Below are 16955 nucleotides of genomic sequence, written 5' to 3'. Positions count from 1 at the left end.
ATACTATGTCTTTATTAAATATAGGAGGCTTTATACATATGAATTTTTCACTTGAAGGCCGCAACATTATTGTGATGGGGGTAGCCAACAAACGCAGCATCGCCTGGGGCATTGCGCGTTCTTTACATGAAGCGGGCGCACGTTTGATTTTCACATACGCTGGTGAACGCCTGGAGAAATCCGTTCACGAGCTTGCCGGAACGTTAGACCGCAATGATTCCATCATCCTTCCTTGCGATGTAACAAACGACGCAGAAATCGAAACTTGCTTCGCAAGCATTAAGGAGCAGGTCGGTGTAATCCACGGTATCGCGCATTGTATCGCGTTTGCCAACAAAGAAGAACTTGTCGGCGAATACTTAAACACAAACCGTGACGGCTTCCTTTTGGCTCATAACATCAGCTCATATTCTCTGACTGCTGTTGTCAAAGCGGCACGCCCGATGATGACTGAAGGCGGAAGCATTGTCACTTTGACGTACCTTGGCGGAGAGCTTGTGATGCCAAACTACAACGTCATGGGTGTAGCAAAAGCTTCTCTTGATGCAAGTGTGAAATATTTAGCTGCTGACTTAGGAAAAGAAAATATCCGCGTCAACAGCATTTCTGCCGGCCCGATCAGAACATTATCTGCTAAAGGCATCAGTGATTTCAACTCTATCTTAAAAGACATCGAAGAGCGTGCACCGCTTCGCCGCACGACAACACCTGAAGAAGTGGGCGATACAGCTGCGTTCTTGTTCAGCGATATGTCCCGCGGGATTACAGGTGAAAATCTTCACGTTGATTCAGGTTTCCATATCACTGCCCGCTAAGCTGGAACTATATCAAGCAATCCCGAATAGGGATTGCTTTTTTATTTCTTCTGATTTTCAGCTTTCTGTCATATAGATAGAATATGACACAATCGGAGGGATGAAGATGTCTAATAAGAAAAGAAACGCGGATAAAAAACCGCTCATGTATATTGTTCAGCCGGATTATGCAGAAACTACAAGGTCATCCATGCAGGAGATTGTCATCAAAAGAAAGGCCGACAAACCTGCTCCGCCAAAAGCTGAGGAAAAGCCGGTTTACCATGAGAAGCAGCAGGAGGAAGCCGTGGCACAGGATGTCCTGCAAGAAGACCAAAAGCCTGCAGCCGAACCAGTGAGTCAGCAAACACAAGAGGTGAGAGAGCCAGAGAACATAAAAAGCCAGGAGGAACAGAAAGCAGAGCCGCAGGCCGTAGAAGAAACCGTCGAACACGAGCCCCCGAAAGCAGAAAAAAAGGAAGAGCCTGCACTTGAGACCCGGAAGCCTGAGAAAGAACCGGAAGCTGTCCATAATGCTGCCAAAGCGGAGGAAAAAGCACCGCCGGCAAGAAAAGTAAAGAAACCGATGAGCAAGATGTCTATTCATGAAAAAATTGATTTTTTAACAAAGCTGCCTCATAACATGCCGAGAGCGCTTTGTTTGATTGAAGCCAATGGAAGAACGTACAGGGGCGTGATTGTCGGAAGAAGAAATGATTCCGTCCTGCTTCGAACAACCGGAAACGGAGCCCCAACCGAACTTGCAATCGATGATATTACCTCTTTGCACCCGCTCGGTTTTTAACGAAAAAGAAAAAAGCTGCCCGGTCGATGTTGCCGGACAGCTTTTTTTACTTAGAGAAAAGCCTGCAGGCCTGCAAGCTTTTCCAGCTTATGATTAATGATGATGATGTGTACGATTGATTAATCGAGGATTTAAGCAGTTGATTGCGCAGAAGCAGTCTAAGTCAACTTCAATACAGTAGTTTGTTTTTTCAAGTCGGAAGACTTCACACACCGTATCTTTATCGGTGAAGTCCAAAATGTGTTTGTGTTCGTCAAATGCGATTAATAATGACAGTGTTGCGCAGCTTCCATGCACTCTTTCGACCCTGAAAAATACTGTATTAAAGCAAGGGCCGTTATCGAGTTCGCCGACATTTCCGAAGGCGACTAATGGCGTTGATTTTGATGTAAATATTGCAAAAGGCACTGTGTCGCCTAACGAATGGCTTACAGATAAAAGCTTAGAGTGGCAGCCGGTCGGGCAGTCTTCTTCAACAGCGTTTTGTAGTTCTTCAATATTTTCTACAGCTTCACGCACGCAGCTTGATGTTTTCTGGCTCATATTATCCCTCCTGCCTTATAAATTTGAGACTGGCGAAATGATGGAGAGTCAGCTGCCTCACGCTGGAAGCAGCTGAATGATTTGCACCTGTAATAGAGTTTGGAAGGGGATTCCTCTTTACAAGTGTTTATCCATTGTGATGATGCTTTTTATCTTTATGAGGCGATGTTCTGTCAACTAGCTCTGGTGACAGGCACTGAATCGCGCAGAAGCATCCGAGATCCACTTCAATGCAGAAATCTGTTTTTTCTAGCCCGAAGAAATCCGGGTCGCAAGGATGGCAAACACTTAAGGTATCGCCTTTGACATCGACCGGGCGTAAAATAGAAAGTGTTGCACAGCAATCGCATAATTTTTCGACGCGGAAGAAAATGGATTCAAAGCATTGCATATCATCCACAAATCCCCCTACGTTTCCGAATGTGGAGAACAATCCGCCTTTTTTATCGAAAACGAGAAACGGAATTGTGTCTTTTCCAGCAATCGTAGGGTTTAAAAGGTTGGTATAGCAGCCAGTCGGACACTGTTCTTCAACTGCCTCCTGCTCTGCTAAAATCTTTTCCACTGCATCGCATACACAGTTCTCATGCCGGCCATGGGTTTTTCCGCAGCTCATTGATTTCAGCTCCTTCTTTATAGGGTATTTGACTTTAGTCCTTAACAACATATGTACCCGTGCCCCACTTGGTGTGGGTGAACGTCTATATATTCATCATATGCTTGGAAAATAAGAAAAAGCAGAGCGTTTTTAGCTCTGCTTTTAGAGTTAGAGGACGAGTGTGATGGCTAAGAGTGCCACAAGTGTGTTAGTAGCTGTGGAAACCAATGTTGCTATATCAGCATCTACTGTTGTGATATTTACGCCCCGGGAGCATTCGATGAGAAGTTTTTGGCGGTTTACTTGTTTGTTAGCTGAAAGCTGTAACAAATCTTGTGCGACTAATTCGGCAATTACTCCGTCTGCAATGGATGTGAGAGCTACTGTTAGGACAGCTGCATTAACCGCCGTTACAACTGATGTTACGGCTTGAACGTCTGTAGATGAAACGTTGATGTCACAAGAGTCTCTGATAATAATTGTTTCATCGGAGACTTGTTTATTGAGATTTGCCTGAGCCAGATTTTGGTCAATGAAGGCATTGTCGTTGCCAAAAAACCCATTGCCATTACAGCAAACATCGCAATGACATTTTCTTTCTTCTTTTTTATCTTTTTCTTTTTCGTCTAACGGATGGTCACAGTCAGGATCAAGTGCAACCCAAGAGTATGGTCTGCTTTCCATATCTATTCCTCCTTTTCTTTTACTGTTATTAAATGAGCGAGCCTCTTACTTTGACTGAGGCATATATCCTGATGAAGAACCCTATTTTTTATGATTGGTTTGAATTGTTATTGTTTTGACGTCTTTGTCTGAGCTGTTCAATTAATTGTTCTCTCCGGCTTAGCGGTTTTTCGTTCTTTTTCTCTTGCGCGGCGGCTTCTTCTTTTTTCTTCTTTTGATTTTCAACTAATGCAGCTGATTTAGCCTGCAAGTCTTTTACCAGATTCAAGAGCATTTCTTTTTCTTCATCTGATACTTTTTTCATTTTGTCTTTCGTGACACCGTGTTTAAGAAAGATATTTTGAACCAGCATTTTCGTCATTGGATCAGCTTCCGGAAGCTTTTCAAGCTCTTCTTTGATTTTATCGTTATCTGACATTTGTTTTCACCTCGGCTTTTAAGTTTGTGAAAAGAAAGGGTTAAAGGACGTCAATTTCAAGGAGAATGCTGTTAAGCACCTGAAGCAAAATTTGTACAAAGGTTATTATTTCGTCGGCAGACAAAGTAATTTTGATGTTGCGGCTGTTGATAATTTTAATGATGGTTCTTTTTTTTATTTGCGAGTTATCGAGAATAAGAATTTCGCTTGCCACTGCGTCAGCCAAGTCCTCGTCGGCGATGACGAGCTGTGTTGCCAGGATAATCATTGTTGTCACCAAGGCTTGTATAGAAAGGGCAGCTGTTATATGTGACGTGTCAATTGTGATATTTTCGCAATCAATGACTTCGATCTGCTGTTCGAATTCGCTTGATAATTGCTCAAATATTGCAGGGTGCAGGGATTCGACTTTTTCTTCAAATGACATAACCTTCACTCCTTTCTTATCCATACTCTATATAATGCAAATGGGGTGCCGAGCGGAATAATAAAAATAACCAATTTTCTGCCGGACAAGATACAATTCATGAAGAATAGGGTTTTCGCATATAAGTGAAGGGATCATGGTTGGCAAAGGAGTGAACGAGTGGTTATAAATGGGCTGACAATTGTTCTTCTATCGCTTGCGGTCTTTCGGCTCGCCCGCCTGCTGGTGTTTGACACAATTATGGCGCCGCTTCGCAGTCTGTTTCATGAAGAGAAGGAAGAAAAGGATGCGGACGGGAACATTCAAACCTATATCGTGATTAAAGGAACCGGTATCAGGGCGTTTATTGGTGAATTGCTGAGCTGCTATTGGTGCACAGGCGTGTGGTGCGCCGGCTTTTTGATTTTATGCCAGGCGGTGATCCCGCAAGCGGCGCAGTGGCTGATTTTACTTTTGGCGATCGCCGGACTTGCCGGCATTATAGAAACGCTCGTATCAAAATGGCTGCAAGAATAAGGCGTTACCACTAGCAACTTTCTGTCAGAATACGCATAAAGTAGCATATATGACATAAGGAAAGGAAGGGGACAAAAATGAATCAGCATCATAAACCTTCCCAAAAATCTCCATATACAGATTCATCGTATCAATCAAAAAAGATAAAAAAGAAAGGCTGTGGGTGCGGAAATAAAAAGAAAAAGCCTCAATAGCCTGGCAAAGAAACCGGAGAACTCCGGTTTTTTGTTTTTTTAACGAGGCGGCCTCGCTCAGCATATATCATAAGCGGGGGGATAAAAGTGAATGAGTTTGAAAAATGGATAGAAGGAAGATATGAACCACACGAACAAAAGCAAAAAGAGCATGAAGACACGATGGGCAGTATCAGAAAAGACTTGGATGCATTTGATAAAGCCGGTCTGGAGTTTGAAGATGAGATTGAAGAGCTCGCTGAAAAAACGGAGGCCTTACTTAAAAAACATCAAGCTCAATATGATCAATCGTAAATCCGCAAACGCCCTATGCGAATATCCAAGCCGATCCCAGCAGCTCACATAGTGTATAGAGAGTAAAGGAGGTGCTTATCTATGGGCTTTGGATACGGATTCGGCGGCGGCTACGGCGGCGGCTGTTATGGCGGTTATGCTGGCGGTTACGGCGGCGGCTATGGTTCAACATTTGTTTTGTTGGTCGTATTATTCATTCTCCTCATCATCGTAGGTGCATCTTTCTTTTAAGATGTATTGAGGAAGTACGGGTTATAACCCGTGCTTCCTTGCCTTGTGTTTATTTTTAAAAATGTTGGAAAAGCACATTGTATTATGTGCATTCATACAATACCGTATTACTCCGCCAAAAGGAGGCGCATTATGGATAATCAATTTTTTAAGAACATCGAAAAGAAAACAGGTGTGAAGATGCAGGATGTAATGAATCTTGCCGGATCACTCCAAAACGCTAATTTTAAAGATGAAAATACAGTGCGCAGTGTGATTAACCGCGTAGCGCAGCTCGCAAACAGACGCGTACCAAAAGAATTAGAAGATAAAATTGTGGAATCTATTACAAGCGGAAAAGAAAAGCTTGATTTTGGCACGATTTCTAAAATGATGGATAATAAATAAGTGGATGGCCTGGCTGACTCACTGCAGCGGGCCTTTTTTTACAGTAAAAACCCGGCAGTAATCTGCCGGGCTGTTAATGATGCAAGGGCTGTCTTGCTTTCTGTAGCAGGGGATACAAAAATCTTGAGCGGTTGGCTGTTTTGCCGCGCCTGTTAGCGGGGCAAGACAAATATAAATGCTGTTTCGCCCGGGTCATGGCTACATATAAAAGGCGTCTTTCCTCCTCAAGAGCGGCCTCGTCTCCTTTTCTTGCCGTTTCTAATGAGAAATCGTGCGGAATCGAGCCGTCTACAGTGCCTAACACGTAGACTGTTTTGAATTCAAGGCCTTTTGACCGGTGAATGGTCATCAACTGAACGCCATGTTCATCCGTTCTATTTTTCTCAGCGGCCCTCATATGGTCTACGTGGGCAAGAAAGTCAGGAATTGTTTTGAACTTCTTGGCGACAACCTTGATGTCGCGCAGGTCATCGGAACCTTTTTCCAGCTTGTTGCCCTCATTGCCCCGCTTTTTTAAATACTCGGAGAAGCCCATTTTTCCTTCTGCAAAGGTGATGGCTTCTACGGGTTTCATTGTGCGGAGGCTTGCAAAAAACGGTACGATTTTCTTGATTTTGTCCAGCTGGAATGGCTTCAGATCAGGCAATTTGGCCAGCGCTTTGATCATGGTACAGTCCTCTGTAATCGAGAGCGCCTTCAGCGTATTCAAAGCGGACTGTTTTAAAAACAAGGCGGGAAGCAAGTGTTTAATCGCTTCGGTGTCATCCTCATTTTGGCTGGCGTACAAGTAGGCGAGAATCTGGCGGACGATCCGTCTGCTGTAAAACGATTGGACGCCGCGGTCAGCTGTATACGGAATTGACGATTGATGAAGCCTTTCATAAATAGCACGGCCTCCGCTGTTTGTGCGGTAAAGAACCGCAAAGTCTTCTGGACTGGCTCCATTTTGAATTTTTTCTTTGATATCGGAAACGACCATTGTGGCTTCTTCCTCTTCATCATAAGGATAAAACAGCACAGGGACCTGAATGTCATCGCGGGCCGCTTCAAGCGTTTTGGCATATCTGTTTTTGTTCTTTTTCACGACGATATCAGCACTAGAGACGATCGGGTGCGTAGACCTGTAGTTCGCAGTTAAATAGATCGTCTTCGCTCCCGGATAATCCTTTTGAAAATCAAGAATGAAAGATGGATTGCTTCCGCGAAACGCGTAGATGGACTGGTCATCGTCTCCGACACAGCACAGGTTTTGCTCCGGGCTGGCGAGCATTTGCATGATTTTGTATTGAACCGGATTAATGTCCTGAAACTCATCAATTAAGATATACGTAAACCGAGATTGATATTGTTCCAGAAGGTCAGGCCGCTCGATAAACAATTCATAGCAGGCTGAAGCCATGTCATCAAAATCAAATTGGCTGTGTTCTTTTTTCTGGCGTTCATAATGTTCATATAAACGATAAACTTGTTTTTCCCACTCATCTTTTAGAGGGATGCGTTCATTTGGGACATAAGTGTTTTTCCAAAAACCGATCTGCTGCAGGGCTTGGTCAACTGGGAATTCTTTCTCATCGATGCCCTCTTCATAGAGCGCTTTTTTGATATATTGTTCCCGCTGCCACTCCATTTTCAGCAGATGCTCACCGTTCCATTTAGCAGAATTAGAGTGATACAAGATCTTATAAAACAGACTGTGGAATGTTCCTGTCACAAGTCTTCTGACTTTTGCCGGCTGTAATCCGTACTGGTTCGCCATACGCTCTTTCATTTCAGCGACAGCTTTTGTTGTAAAGGTGACAAGCAGCATATTTTCAGGCGGTATGCCTAAGTGTTCGATCATGTGGGCGGCACGGGCTGTCAGCACCCGTGTTTTTCCGCTCCCCGCACCTGCAAGCACAAGCAGCGGGCCCTCTGTTTCCGTGACAGCTTTCAGCTGATCCGTGTTTAAACCGACAGACGGAAAAAGGCTCGTATCGGGTTCTATTGTTTTTGGCACAAATGGTGTTCCTGGTTTAATGCTTCTAGGACGGTGCCATTCCGTAACAGCTGGGGACGGGTCAGCGGCGATCGCTTTTCCCTTGGGTAAACGAATGACACCAGATTCCTGATCGTCTTCTTTTTTTTCCTCTTTAGCGGGCTTCGGTTCGCACGCCTCCTCACATGCCGGAAAATCGCCTGGCTGGCGATGGATAAACTCTGGCGGATCGGCGATGTTAAGCCGTAACAGAACGGGCTTTCCGCAATGAGAACAAAATAAATGTCCTTTTATTCCCTCTTCAAAGAGGAATTGATAATGTTCTCTCGAATATGTATGTAAATGTATGATTCTATCATTCAGTCGGGCGCATTTCAAAAAGGGGTCCTCCCAATCAAAAGGTGTTCATTACAGACAATGACTATCATATCAAAAGAAATGTGTTTCAAAAAGTAAGTTTAAGGGAAAAGAGACAGCAGAGGGGTGGGTATTGTATGATATATGCAGGTCAAATTCAGAACCAGCAATACGCTCAATATGCTAATAGAACGATTGGACATAAGCAGGATTATGCCGGAACCGAAAAAATCAGCTATGTCCCGTTTCAGCGGGTATACAAAGAACTGGAAAAGCAGCAGGAGAATCAAACGGCCGCTGAAAGAAAAGTAAACGAGATGAAACGTAAGCGCTCTCTTTATAAGAGGTTGCGAGAAAAAGGAATGGGCACATATATTAATCGATATGTATAAAAAACCGTTCATACCAGAGAACGGTTTTTTATACGCAGTAAAAATCCGGATCTCAAAAGATCCGGATGCGTTCAGTCCTTCATCATTTGTAAGTGCGGAATGCCGGCATCGAGGAATTCTTTTTCAGAAAGCACGCGATACCCGTGTTTCTTGTAAAACGGCACAGCCTGTGTTTGCGCGTTTAAAATGAAACCGGAAGCGCCTCCGTCTGCCGCGGCTTTTTCGAGCGCTTTCATAATGATGCCGCCGACACCGGCTGAGCGGTGGCTTTTCAGTACGCAAATCCGCTCTAACTTGCCGTAGCCGTCCTTCATGCGCCATCTTCCAGCGCCGACAGGCTTTTCACCGTCATACACGACGATATGCTCTGACTCATTTTCAAGTTCGTCAATTTCTTCTTCAGCAGGCACGTTTTGTTCTTTGACAAAGACTTCTTCTCTTACATAGAATGCATCTTTCAGTTGTTCTTCACTTTTTGCGATAACTGCTTTCAAACATTATTCTCCTCTGCCTAGCAAGAAGGTTTCATATACTGTCCACGATCCGTTTTCCAACTGGTAAAGCAAGTGGAAACGGTCAACGATTTCTTCATGCGACACTTCCTGCATTTTTAATTGTCCCAGCACATCTGAATGCTCGTCGTCGGAAAGGTTTTGGCCGACCGTCACATGCGGAACGAAATTATATTCCTGTTCGCCTGCCAACACACCGGTGTATAGCTTTTCATTGAGTGTTTTTAACTCTTCCGTCGGTTCTGCTTTAATATAAATGACATTATTAACAGGCGCAAATGAGCTGTATTTTGTCATTTTGAGAACGATTGGGTGGGACTCTTTTGCGATGTTTCTTAAATGTGATACGAGCTGATCCGCTTTCTCCTCCGCGCATTCAAAGGATGCTCTCAGCGTCAAATGAGGCGGGATCAGAGAGTAGCTTGGGTCATAGCGCTTTCTGTAAGAGTTTGCAAGGTCTTGGAGCTTTTTTGATGGAAATAAAACGATTCCGTATTTCATATTATGTCCCTCCTGGAAATAAAGTATGATAGAGTGTTAAAGCATTTTTTTCAGCGCCGGGGTGATGAGCGGCTGCCAGTATGTCCATTTGTGGTCTCCGTCAAATGGCTCAAAATAATAATCAGAAAGCTTCTTCTCCAGCAGCTGCTTCAGCTCCTGGTTCGGTTCTGTAAAGTCCAGGATGTTCCCGTCTGTCGTGTGGACGTCAGTTTCTTTTGTTCCAATTTGGTGATAAATAGAGAGGTGTTTGATATCGTCTGACTGTTTTACGGCTTCTAGTACGTGTTTGTCAACATAGGGAGACTGCATGATGATGTTGCCAAACATATTCGGATAATCAAGCGCTGTCATAAGTGACACGGTTGCTCCGAGCGAATCACCGATCAGCGTTCGGCCGTAACCGATCTGATAGGTTGGATACTCATCATCTGCAAAAGGAACGAGCTCATGGGCGATGAACCGTTTATACGCCGAAAATTTTGAACCCTCCGGATGATAGGTGTTTCTGCGCTCTTTTACATCCTTATAAGGAACACCGATAATAATGCTCCGGTCTATTTCGCGTTTCGACAGCAATTCCTCAACCTGTCTGCCGATTCTCCCCAGCCTGAAATAATCGTGGCCGTCCTGAGCGATAATGACATGGTATTTATAAAGCGGGGAGTAGTTGGACGGCAGATAAACAAGTAAGGTCATTTCCTCGTTAAGCTCTTTTGAAAAGAATTTCTTTTCTTGCACTGTGCCGTTTTTCGGTGCCATAAAAACATTCCTCCAGGACATCACTATACTTTCTTGCATTTTCAATTATTGTACCATGAATTATTAGAAATTTCTCTCTTTAAACGGTTCGACACACGAAGAAAAAAGTGTTGAAATAAACTGTGAATTGCGCTAATATAAAACAATCAGAAAATTGAAATCGATATTTCTTATCGTGAGAGGTGGAGGGACTGGCCCTTAGAAACCTCAGCAACCGGCTTGTTTTGCATGTGCAAAGCGCCAAGGTGCTAAATCCAGCAAGCGTTTTTATGCTTGGAAGATAAGAAGAAGCGTTAAACCCCTTCTTCTTATGAAGAAGGGGTTTTTATTTTGAAAAGGGAAGGTGTCAGCTATATGTCACAGCACGTTGAAACGAAATTAGCCCAAATTGGGAACCGAAGCGATGAAGTCACGGGAACAGTGAGTGCTCCTATTTATTTATCAACAGCATACCGCCACAGAGGGATCGGAGAATCAACTGGATTTGATTATGTCCGCACAAAAAATCCGACACGCCAGCTTGTTGAGGACGCCATCGCTAACTTAGAAAACGGCGCAAGAGGGCTTGCCTTTAGTTCGGGAATGGCTGCTATCCAAACGATTATGGCGCTGTTTAAAAGCGGAGATGAACTGATCGTTTCATCGGACCTATATGGCGGCACGTACCGTTTATTTGAAAATGAATGGAAAAAATACGGATTGACTTTTCATTATGATGATTTCAGCGATGAGGACTGTTTACGCTCTAAGATTACGCCGAATACAAAAGCGGTGTTTGTGGAAACGCCGACAAACCCCCTCATGCAGGAGGCGGACATTGAACATATTGCCCGGATTACAAAGGAGCACGGTCTTCTGCTGATCGTAGATAATACATTTTATACACCGGTCTTGCAGCGGCCGCTTGAGCTGGGAGCTGACATTGTCATTCACAGCGCAACCAAGTATTTAGGCGGGCATAACGATCTGCTTGCTGGGCTTGTCGTGGTGAAGGATGAGCGGCTCGGAGAGGAAATGTTTCAGCATCAAAATGCAATCGGCGCTGTCCTGCCGCCATTTGATTCGTGGCTTCTGATGAGAGGAATGAAGACGCTGAGCCTCAGAATGCGTCAGCATCAGGCAAACGCGCAGGAGCTTGCGGCGTTTTTAGAAGAGCAGGAAGAAATTTCGGATGTGCTGTATCCCGGAAAAGGCGGCATGCTGTCCTTCCGTCTGCAAAAAGAAGAATGGGTCAATCCGTTTTTAAAAGCACTGAAGACCATTTGTTTTGCAGAAAGTCTCGGCGGGGTGGAAAGCTTTATTACATACCCTGCGACCCAGACGCACATGGATATTCCTGAAGAGATCCGCATCGCAAACGGGGTGTGCAATCGTTTGCTGCGCTTTTCTGTCGGAATTGAACATGCGGAAGATTTAAAAGAGGATCTAAAGCAGGCATTATGTCAGGTCAAAGAGGGAGCTGTTTCATTTGAGTAAACACAATTGGACGCTTGAAACCCAGCTCGTGCACAATCCATTTAAAACAGACGGCGGAACCGGGGCGGTCAGTGTACCGATTCAGCACGCCTCGACTTTTCACCAATCTTCATTTGAAGAGTTCGGGGCATATGATTACAGCCGCTCTGGCACGCCGACAAGAACAGCTCTCGAAGAAACAATTGCCGCATTGGAAGGCGGAACAAGAGGATTTGCTTTCAGTTCAGGCATGGCTGCTATCTCAACAGCATTTTTACTGCTGTCACAGGGTGATCACGTTCTTGTGACAGAAGATGTATACGGCGGAACCTTCCGTATGGTGACAGAGGTGCTGACCCGGTTTGGCATTGAGCATACGTTTGTCGACATGACGGATCGTAATGAATTGGCGCGGAGCATCAAGCCGAACACAAAGGTCATTTATATGGAGACGCCATCAAATCCGACACTTGGGATTACGGATATTAAAGCGGTTGTTCAGCTTGCAAAAGAAAACGGCTGCCTGACCTTTCTGGACAATACATTTATGACGCCGGCACTGCAGCGTCCGCTTGATCTCGGCGTGGATATTGTACTTCACAGCGCGACAAAATTCTTAAGCGGACACAGCGATGTGCTCTCAGGTTTGGCTGCTGTCAAAGATGAAGAGCTTGGGAAGAAGCTGTATAAGCTGCAAAACGCGTTCGGCGCCGTCCTTGGCGTACAGGATTGCTGGCTTGTCCTGCGCGGATTAAAAACATTGCAGGTCCGTTTAGAGAAAGCGAGTCAAACAGCCCAGCGGCTTGCGGAATTTTTCCAGAAGCACCCGGCGGTGAAGCGCGTGTATTATCCGGGACTGGCTGATCATCCCGGCGCTGAAACCCATAAAAGCCAGTCGAAGGGAGCGGGCGCCGTGCTATCTTTTGAGCTTGAAAGCAAAGAGGCCGTTAAGAAATTAGTCGAGAATGTGTCACTGCCGGTCTTCGCTGTCAGCCTTGGCGCAGTGGAATCAATTTTGTCCTATCCGGCAACGATGTCTCACGCGGCAATGCCTAAGGAAGAGCGTGAAAAACGCGGTATCACTGATGGCCTGCTCCGTCTGAGTGTGGGCGTCGAACATGCAGACGATTTAGAACACGATTTCGAACAAGCGCTGAAAGAAATTGCTCCAGTTGCGGTTCGTTAAAAAAGAAGCCGGGGATGTCCCGGCTTCTTTTAGTATTGTTCGTCATCAGGATTCAGAATCGCGAGGACTTGATGATCCTCCCAAACGCCGTTAATTTTCACATTTTTTCGGGCGATGCCTTCTTTATGAAATCCCGCTTTTTCTAAAACACGCATGGACCCGAGATTACGGGGCATCACACCGGCTTCAATCCGATGCAGTTTCAATTCGTGGAACGCATAATCAACAACCAATCTGACTGCCTCTGTCATAATGCCCTTTCCATTATGGGCTTTGTCTAAAAAATACCCAATGAACGCAGTTTGCAGCGCGCCACGGATGATTTGAAAGAGCGAAACCGTCCCGATTAATCTATCGTCTGACGCTGTAAAGATGCCAAAATGATATTCTTCATCTTTCTCAAGTCTTTCCTGATACTCGGTTATCCGTTTTCTTTGCCCCTCAACCGTATAGTAATCGTCTGCGCGTATCATAGAAAACTGTTCGAAAAAATCTCGATTTTCGCTTTGCAGCCGCAGATTTTCTTCGGCATCCGTTACTTCTAAAGGTCTAACATAAATGGTTTTTCCTTTTAACATACAGTGATCTCTCCGTTCTCATGTCAGCATTCCTCTTACATTATTCTCAGGGAAATGCAAATATCCTTTTTATAAGAAGGAAGAAAACCAATTTCCCATAAAAGTGCCAACATAGTTGCCGATTAAGTAGCCGAGCGTACCGACAAGCATGATCGGGGCGACAAGCTCCCGCCATCCCTTGGCAATTGCCATCGCAGCCGCAGTCGTCGGTCCCCCGACAGTAGCGTTGACGGCGAGCAGAATTTCTTCAAGCCGCACACGGAACAATTTTCCGGCAGCTAAGGAAACTGATAAATTGCTGATCGCAATGATAAACACGAATAATAGAATAAGAGGCGCATTCGTGACGATTAAGCGGAGATCTGCAGGAATGCCGATCACCACAAAAAACAAATAAATCAAAAAGGTTCCAAGCTTCTGAGATCCATTGAGCCTTTCAAAAAAACGCGGGAAAAGAAAAATGATAAGAACAGTTAAAGACGTAAGCACCAGGTACTGATCGCCAAGCGTACCGGTCAGCAGGGGATGAGAAAAAATGCTTTTAAAATAACCGGAAACCTTCATACTCACCGCAACAAGCGCGAAAGCAGCACCGGCATTAAATGCGATATCCTTTAAGGAAATATCCTTCCGTTTCCAATAGCTTTCAGCACTGTTTCCGCTGTTTCCATCGGCTTTTACCTTCTCTTCAAACGGCATGGCATAATGCCGCTGAAACCATTTGAGTGCAGGAATGCTGATTAAAATAAAAAACAAAAGCGCCATCATAAAATTATCAGCCACAACGGTAGCCGACACATATTCACCAGGCGTCTCAAATTTTGCCGCCATCGCCGCAAAGTTGACCCCGCCGCCGATATAAGAGGCGCTGATCATCCCACCGATTTTATCTAAGTAAGGAATATGCTGTTTGAGTAGAAAAAAAGCTAGAATGCTCCCAAGGACAGTGCCAGCGGAGCTAATCAGAAAAATAAACAGCAAACGCCTGCTTTCCTTAAAAATTTGCCTAACATTGATCTGAAACAATAAAAGTGGTATCGCCAGTGGTACCACATAAGACCACACAGTGTCATACACAGGCGACTCAACAGGGAGCACTCCTACATTTGTAAACACCATAGCACCTGCAAGGGCGATAATAGCGCCCGACACAGCAGAAGCCCACTTAAAGCGCTGCTCCAGCCCGATGCTCACTGCCGCCCACACCGCAATAAACCCCCATAATATCCAAACATCATCGGAAGAAATCAAAGAATGCAAAACCCCATCACCCCTATTGTTAGAAAATTAAGACATATTATAATGGCCGGGGAACAGAACAGCAAGTCCAAAAAAAGTTTTTCTGAAAAAGCAGTTGACGAATAGAAGGGAAGGTTATATAATAGAACTTGTCAGAAAGACAACAACATACCCAGCCATACATATCATGATTCCGTAGCTCAGCTGGGAGAGCGCTACCTTGACAGGGTAGAGGTCGCTGGTTCGAGCCCAGTCGGAATCATAGCTTAAACCCTTGCGCAGCAAGGGTTTTTTATTTTGCCTATTTATTGATTTTGTCATCATTCATCGAGTTGGGGACGGAAGTTTTTTTAAGCTGATTTTGAAGTGAATTCAAAATCAGCTCTGTTTCTATGCTAGGTTAAAGTTTCAATATTCTTTTCGATTTTTTGAATAACTTGTTCGAGCCATATGATTGGAGATACGCCGTAACTAAGAACGTCCACTCCGTCAGCAGCTTCATCGATAAAATCATTCTTTTCTTCATCCGAATAATCGCTGTTAATAAAATCTTTCAATGCAGCTATATCAGTTTCTTGCTCTTCTTTTGGAATCTCTTCTAAGTATTCGTCCAGTGCTGACTCTGGAGTTTCTATATCTTGATGAAATATACCTCCTAGAAATTGAAATACAGGTTCAGAAATTTCGATTTCAATCACCACCAAGAAATGTTAATTTCAAATCTGAGAAATGGTGCGTATCTTATTCTATATAGCTTTCTGCTATATCAATATCGTTTGTCATTTCTAAGTCAGGGTACTTTTCATCTAATTTTCTTAAACAATTAATAAGTTCTTTACTTTGTAAACCTTCAGCTAAATCTTCAAATACTTCACTGATCCAATATAAATCTTCTTTATTACAATTTTCTAGATAGCTAATTGTATTTTCCTCATTTTCTGAGAGAACTTCAATTATTTCATCCCAACTTTTTTGAATTCCATAGTCATCATTAAGATTAAGTTTTTTTCGTTTAATTGATATAGTTTTCATCTTTTTCTCTAAATTCATATTGATCCTCTTAACTAAGCAGGGCTATTATTTTCCTATTGCCTTTCCTATTGTTACATCTCCATCATGGAAAAATTCAATAACATAACCAGATTCGCTGAACATGAAAGTATCGGAACCTACAGCAGTTACATCATCAATTACGTTTAAGGCGTTGTCTAAGTTGGTTTTTATAGCTGGATAATCACCGTAAGCCCAAAGGAGAATAACAGTTTTATCATCTATTTTATTCTCAATTAACCATTCATCAATATCATCAGCGTAATCAATAGATCTGTGAGAAGTTACTTCATCCCATTTAATTCTTCCCCATGATGTGAAGGGGAAACCTTCACCAAGTTGTTCATGATATTTACGTGTCTCAGAAATAGTGAGGACTTCTTTGTCATTTCCAAGAGCTTCTAGACATTCTTCGTATAAAGTCATATTAACACTTCCTATTTATTTAAATGTTTTAAAAGTGATTTATAAGTTTCTTCGTTTCCGTTAAAAGGTATATAATATTTCTTTGCCTTATTTCCTTTTCCATTTCTATAATCCTCAACATTTATATGAGGTCCCTTTTCAGGGTCATAATCTAATCTCCAAAGGACTTTATTATCTCCAGACATTCGGCCAGTAACTTTACCAAAGCCTGCGCTTTTAGATAAAGTATCTATAAAAGGTTTTGAATCTATTCCTAATGGTCCCGGGAACCGTAATTTGATTGGTGTTGGTATTTGTTATAGCAAGTCAGGAGGCGCTAAATACTACACTGCTGAAAAATTGGCTATCAAGTTTGTGGCGTAGCTGCTTAAAGAGCGCGGCTGGGGAATTGATCGTGTCCGTAAACATCAGGAGCTGAAGCGGAAAGGATTGCTTGCACCGCATTTTAGCTGAGGGCAGATGGAACCAAGTTAAGTCAGCCATTGAGTCAGAATTGAAGGTGCTGGGAGGAAAGACAACATCTAAACCGTCATCATCTGAGTCTAAAGCTTCTGGGAGCATTTACACAATCAAAAAAGGCGATACTCTTCCGTTTTTCAATAAAAAGGAAATTTAATTAATAATTAAAAAATTA

General features: G+C 43.6%; 23 protein-coding genes, 1 tRNA gene, 2 pseudogenes and 1 riboswitch. Of the genes and pseudogenes, 11 read left to right on the top strand and 15 right to left on the bottom strand.

What is annotated here, in order from left to right; translation table 11 throughout:
• The first annotated feature begins 38 nt into the window (after window positions 1–38).
• Complete coding sequence (fabI, locus tag ACQVGT_RS14410) at window positions 39–815, top strand: enoyl-ACP reductase FabI (RefSeq protein ID WP_015483090.1); 777 nt, start codon at window positions 39–41, stop codon at window positions 813–815.
• Between the two features lie 100 nt (window positions 816–915).
• Window positions 916–1599: a spore coat protein CotO gene (gene cotO / locus ACQVGT_RS14405; protein ID WP_015383369.1), complete on the top strand. Its 684-nt coding sequence runs from the start codon at window positions 916–918 to the stop codon at window positions 1597–1599.
• 93 nt (window positions 1600–1692) lie between these two features.
• On the opposite strand, the gene cotZ is transcribed toward cotO, so the two are convergent.
• From cotZ to cotV, 5 genes are all read right to left on the bottom strand, one after another.
• Window positions 1693–2142: a spore coat protein CotZ gene (cotZ, locus tag ACQVGT_RS14400; RefSeq protein ID WP_003239244.1), complete on the bottom strand. Its 450-nt coding sequence runs from the start codon at window positions 2140–2142 to the stop codon at window positions 1693–1695.
• Between the two features lie 127 nt (window positions 2143–2269).
• Window positions 2270–2758 carry a spore coat protein CotY gene (gene cotY, locus ACQVGT_RS14395; RefSeq protein ID WP_003239243.1) on the bottom strand — a complete coding sequence of 163 codons (489 nt, stop codon included), beginning with the start codon at window positions 2756–2758 and terminating at the stop codon, window positions 2270–2272.
• 150 nt (window positions 2759–2908) lie between these two features.
• A complete protein-coding gene (gene cotX / locus ACQVGT_RS14390) occupies window positions 2909–3424 on the bottom strand; it encodes a spore coat protein CotX (protein WP_014476454.1) in 516 nt (171 codons plus the stop codon).
• An 88-nt stretch (window positions 3425–3512) separates the two neighbouring features.
• A complete protein-coding gene (gene cotW / locus ACQVGT_RS14385; protein ID WP_014476455.1) occupies window positions 3513–3842 on the bottom strand; it encodes a spore coat protein CotW in 330 nt (109 codons plus the stop codon).
• Window positions 3843–3882: 40 nt separating this feature from the next.
• Window positions 3883–4269 carry a spore coat protein CotV gene (gene cotV, locus ACQVGT_RS14380; protein ID WP_015483093.1) on the bottom strand — a complete coding sequence of 129 codons (387 nt, stop codon included), beginning with the start codon at window positions 4267–4269 and terminating at the stop codon, window positions 3883–3885.
• 159 nt (window positions 4270–4428) lie between these two features.
• Between cotV and yjcA the strand changes: the two genes are divergently transcribed.
• From yjcA to spoVIF, 4 genes are all read left to right on the top strand, one after another.
• Complete coding sequence (gene yjcA, locus ACQVGT_RS14375) at window positions 4429–4785, top strand: sporulation protein YjcA (RefSeq protein WP_015383372.1); 357 nt, start codon at window positions 4429–4431, stop codon at window positions 4783–4785.
• Window positions 4786–5066: 281 nt separating this feature from the next.
• The gene (locus tag ACQVGT_RS14370) at window positions 5067–5273 is read left to right on the top strand and encodes a hypothetical protein (protein ID WP_003244769.1); all 207 of its coding nucleotides are present in this window, start codon (window positions 5067–5069) and stop codon (window positions 5271–5273) included.
• Between the two features lie 81 nt (window positions 5274–5354).
• Window positions 5355–5504 carry a sporulation protein YjcZ gene (yjcZ, locus tag ACQVGT_RS14365; RefSeq protein WP_003232872.1) on the top strand — a complete coding sequence of 50 codons (150 nt, stop codon included), beginning with the start codon at window positions 5355–5357 and terminating at the stop codon, window positions 5502–5504.
• Window positions 5505–5636: 132 nt separating this feature from the next.
• Window positions 5637–5891 carry a sporulation-specific transcription regulator SpoVIF gene (gene spoVIF, locus ACQVGT_RS14360; protein ID WP_014479471.1) on the top strand — a complete coding sequence of 85 codons (255 nt, stop codon included), beginning with the start codon at window positions 5637–5639 and terminating at the stop codon, window positions 5889–5891.
• A 73-nt stretch (window positions 5892–5964) separates the two neighbouring features.
• Here the strand turns inward: spoVIF and ACQVGT_RS14355 are convergent, their stop codons facing one another.
• A complete protein-coding gene (locus ACQVGT_RS14355; RefSeq protein WP_015383373.1) occupies window positions 5965–8244 on the bottom strand; it encodes an ATP-dependent helicase in 2280 nt (759 codons plus the stop codon).
• A 116-nt stretch (window positions 8245–8360) separates the two neighbouring features.
• On the opposite strand from ACQVGT_RS14355, the gene ACQVGT_RS14350 reads away from it, so the two are divergent.
• Complete coding sequence (locus ACQVGT_RS14350) at window positions 8361–8615, top strand: hypothetical protein (protein ID WP_003232866.1); 255 nt, start codon at window positions 8361–8363, stop codon at window positions 8613–8615.
• A 71-nt stretch (window positions 8616–8686) separates the two neighbouring features.
• Here ACQVGT_RS14350 and ACQVGT_RS14345 read toward each other — a convergent pair whose 3' ends face one another.
• Genes ACQVGT_RS14345 through ACQVGT_RS14335 form a run of 3 tightly spaced genes read right to left on the bottom strand, consistent with a single transcriptional unit; the run spans window position 8687 to window position 10387 of the window.
• Window positions 8687–9109, bottom strand: coding sequence for a GNAT family N-acetyltransferase (locus ACQVGT_RS14345; RefSeq protein ID WP_015383374.1), 423 nt, complete (start codon window positions 9107–9109; stop codon window positions 8687–8689).
• A 3-nt stretch (window positions 9110–9112) separates the two neighbouring features.
• A complete protein-coding gene (locus ACQVGT_RS14340) occupies window positions 9113–9628 on the bottom strand; it encodes a YjcG family protein (RefSeq protein ID WP_015383375.1) in 516 nt (171 codons plus the stop codon).
• A 36-nt stretch (window positions 9629–9664) separates the two neighbouring features.
• Window positions 9665–10387 carry an esterase family protein gene (locus ACQVGT_RS14335; RefSeq protein WP_015383376.1) on the bottom strand — a complete coding sequence of 241 codons (723 nt, stop codon included), beginning with the start codon at window positions 10385–10387 and terminating at the stop codon, window positions 9665–9667.
• Between the two features lie 167 nt (window positions 10388–10554).
• Window positions 10555–10674: riboswitch (SAM riboswitch) on the top strand.
• Window positions 10675–10741: 67 nt separating this feature from the next.
• On the opposite strand from ACQVGT_RS14335, the gene metI reads away from it, so the two are divergent.
• Together metI and metC are read left to right on the top strand one after the other, a co-directional pair.
• Window positions 10742–11863, top strand: a complete 1122-nt coding sequence (gene metI, locus ACQVGT_RS14330; protein ID WP_003232857.1) for a cystathionine gamma-synthase/O-acetylhomoserine thiolyase — start codon at window positions 10742–10744, stop codon at window positions 11861–11863.
• Complete coding sequence (gene metC / locus ACQVGT_RS14325) at window positions 11856–13028, top strand: cystathionine beta-lyase (RefSeq protein WP_015483095.1); 1173 nt, start codon at window positions 11856–11858, stop codon at window positions 13026–13028. Before metI ends, metC begins: the two co-directional genes overlap by 8 nt.
• A gap of 29 nt (window positions 13029–13057) precedes the next feature.
• On the opposite strand, the gene ACQVGT_RS14320 is transcribed toward metC, so the two are convergent.
• Complete coding sequence (locus tag ACQVGT_RS14320) at window positions 13058–13606, bottom strand: GNAT family N-acetyltransferase (protein ID WP_015383377.1); 549 nt, start codon at window positions 13604–13606, stop codon at window positions 13058–13060.
• Window positions 13607–13675: 69 nt separating this feature from the next.
• Window positions 13676–14866 carry a DUF819 family protein gene (locus ACQVGT_RS14315; RefSeq protein WP_015383378.1) on the bottom strand — a complete coding sequence of 397 codons (1191 nt, stop codon included), beginning with the start codon at window positions 14864–14866 and terminating at the stop codon, window positions 13676–13678.
• 168 nt (window positions 14867–15034) lie between these two features.
• Between ACQVGT_RS14315 and ACQVGT_RS14310 the strand changes: the two genes are divergently transcribed.
• Window positions 15035–15107 (top strand) — tRNA-Val (locus tag ACQVGT_RS14310).
• Window positions 15108–15240: 133 nt separating this feature from the next.
• Here ACQVGT_RS14310 and ACQVGT_RS14305 read toward each other — a convergent pair.
• The 4 genes and pseudogenes from ACQVGT_RS14305 to ACQVGT_RS14290 form a co-directional block, all read right to left on the bottom strand.
• Window positions 15241–15543, bottom strand: coding sequence for a contact-dependent growth inhibition system immunity protein (locus tag ACQVGT_RS14305; RefSeq protein ID WP_041518222.1), 303 nt, complete (start codon window positions 15541–15543; stop codon window positions 15241–15243).
• Window positions 15544–15586: 43 nt separating this feature from the next.
• Entirely contained in the window at window positions 15587–15895 is a 309-nt protein-coding gene (locus tag ACQVGT_RS14300; protein ID WP_015483097.1) for a hypothetical protein, read from the bottom strand.
• A 27-nt stretch (window positions 15896–15922) separates the two neighbouring features.
• On the bottom strand, window positions 15923–16321 hold the full coding sequence (locus ACQVGT_RS14295) for a CDI toxin immunity protein (RefSeq protein ID WP_015383381.1): 399 nt from the start codon (window positions 16319–16321) through the stop codon (window positions 15923–15925).
• 11 nt (window positions 16322–16332) lie between these two features.
• A pseudogene (locus ACQVGT_RS14290) lies at window positions 16333–16596 on the bottom strand (hypothetical protein); the annotation flags it as partial.
• Here ACQVGT_RS14290 and ACQVGT_RS14285 point away from each other — a divergent pair.
• Window positions 16577–16848: pseudogene (locus tag ACQVGT_RS14285) on the top strand (N-acetylmuramoyl-L-alanine amidase); the annotation flags it as partial. The pseudogenes ACQVGT_RS14290 and ACQVGT_RS14285 overlap by 20 nt on opposite strands.
• Window positions 16849–16955 lie beyond the last annotated feature (107 nt).

Source organism: Bacillus sp. SCT118 (assembly GCF_058566435.1).
The sequence above is the reverse complement of the archived record's forward strand: the minus strand, read 5'-3'. Positions and strand labels throughout refer to the sequence as shown.

Excerpts from the sequence above, each read along its gene's own strand:
- fabI (WP_015483090.1), top strand. The coding sequence starts at position 39 with ATGAATTTTTCACTTGAAGGCCGCAACATTATTGTGATGGGGGTAGCC.
- cotO (WP_015383369.1), top strand. The coding sequence starts at position 916 with ATGAAGATGTCTAATAAGAAAAGAAACGCGGATAAAAAACCGCTCATG.
- cotZ (WP_003239244.1), bottom strand. The coding sequence starts at position 2,142 with ATGAGCCAGAAAACATCAAGCTGCGTGCGTGAAGCTGTAGAAAATATT.
- cotY (WP_003239243.1), bottom strand. The coding sequence starts at position 2,758 with ATGAGCTGCGGAAAAACCCATGGCCGGCATGAGAACTGTGTATGCGAT.
- cotX (WP_014476454.1), bottom strand. The coding sequence starts at position 3,424 with ATGGAAAGCAGACCATACTCTTGGGTTGCACTTGATCCTGACTGTGAC.
- cotW (WP_014476455.1), bottom strand. The coding sequence starts at position 3,842 with ATGTCAGATAACGATAAAATCAAAGAAGAGCTTGAAAAGCTTCCGGAA.
- cotV (WP_015483093.1), bottom strand. The coding sequence starts at position 4,269 with ATGTCATTTGAAGAAAAAGTCGAATCCCTGCACCCTGCAATATTTGAG.
- yjcZ (WP_003232872.1), top strand. The coding sequence starts at position 5,355 with ATGGGCTTTGGATACGGATTCGGCGGCGGCTACGGCGGCGGCTGTTAT.
- spoVIF (WP_014479471.1), top strand. The coding sequence starts at position 5,637 with ATGGATAATCAATTTTTTAAGAACATCGAAAAGAAAACAGGTGTGAAG.
- ACQVGT_RS14350 (WP_003232866.1), top strand. The coding sequence starts at position 8,361 with ATGATATATGCAGGTCAAATTCAGAACCAGCAATACGCTCAATATGCT.
- ACQVGT_RS14340 (WP_015383375.1), bottom strand. The coding sequence starts at position 9,628 with ATGAAATACGGAATCGTTTTATTTCCATCAAAAAAGCTCCAAGACCTT.
- ACQVGT_RS14335 (WP_015383376.1), bottom strand. The coding sequence starts at position 10,387 with ATGGCACCGAAAAACGGCACAGTGCAAGAAAAGAAATTCTTTTCAAAA.
- metI (WP_003232857.1), top strand. The coding sequence starts at position 10,742 with ATGTCACAGCACGTTGAAACGAAATTAGCCCAAATTGGGAACCGAAGC.
- ACQVGT_RS14320 (WP_015383377.1), bottom strand. The coding sequence starts at position 13,606 with ATGTTAAAAGGAAAAACCATTTATGTTAGACCTTTAGAAGTAACGGAT.
- ACQVGT_RS14300 (WP_015483097.1), bottom strand. The coding sequence starts at position 15,895 with ATGAATTTAGAGAAAAAGATGAAAACTATATCAATTAAACGAAAAAAA.
- ACQVGT_RS14295 (WP_015383381.1), bottom strand. The coding sequence starts at position 16,321 with ATGACTTTATACGAAGAATGTCTAGAAGCTCTTGGAAATGACAAAGAA.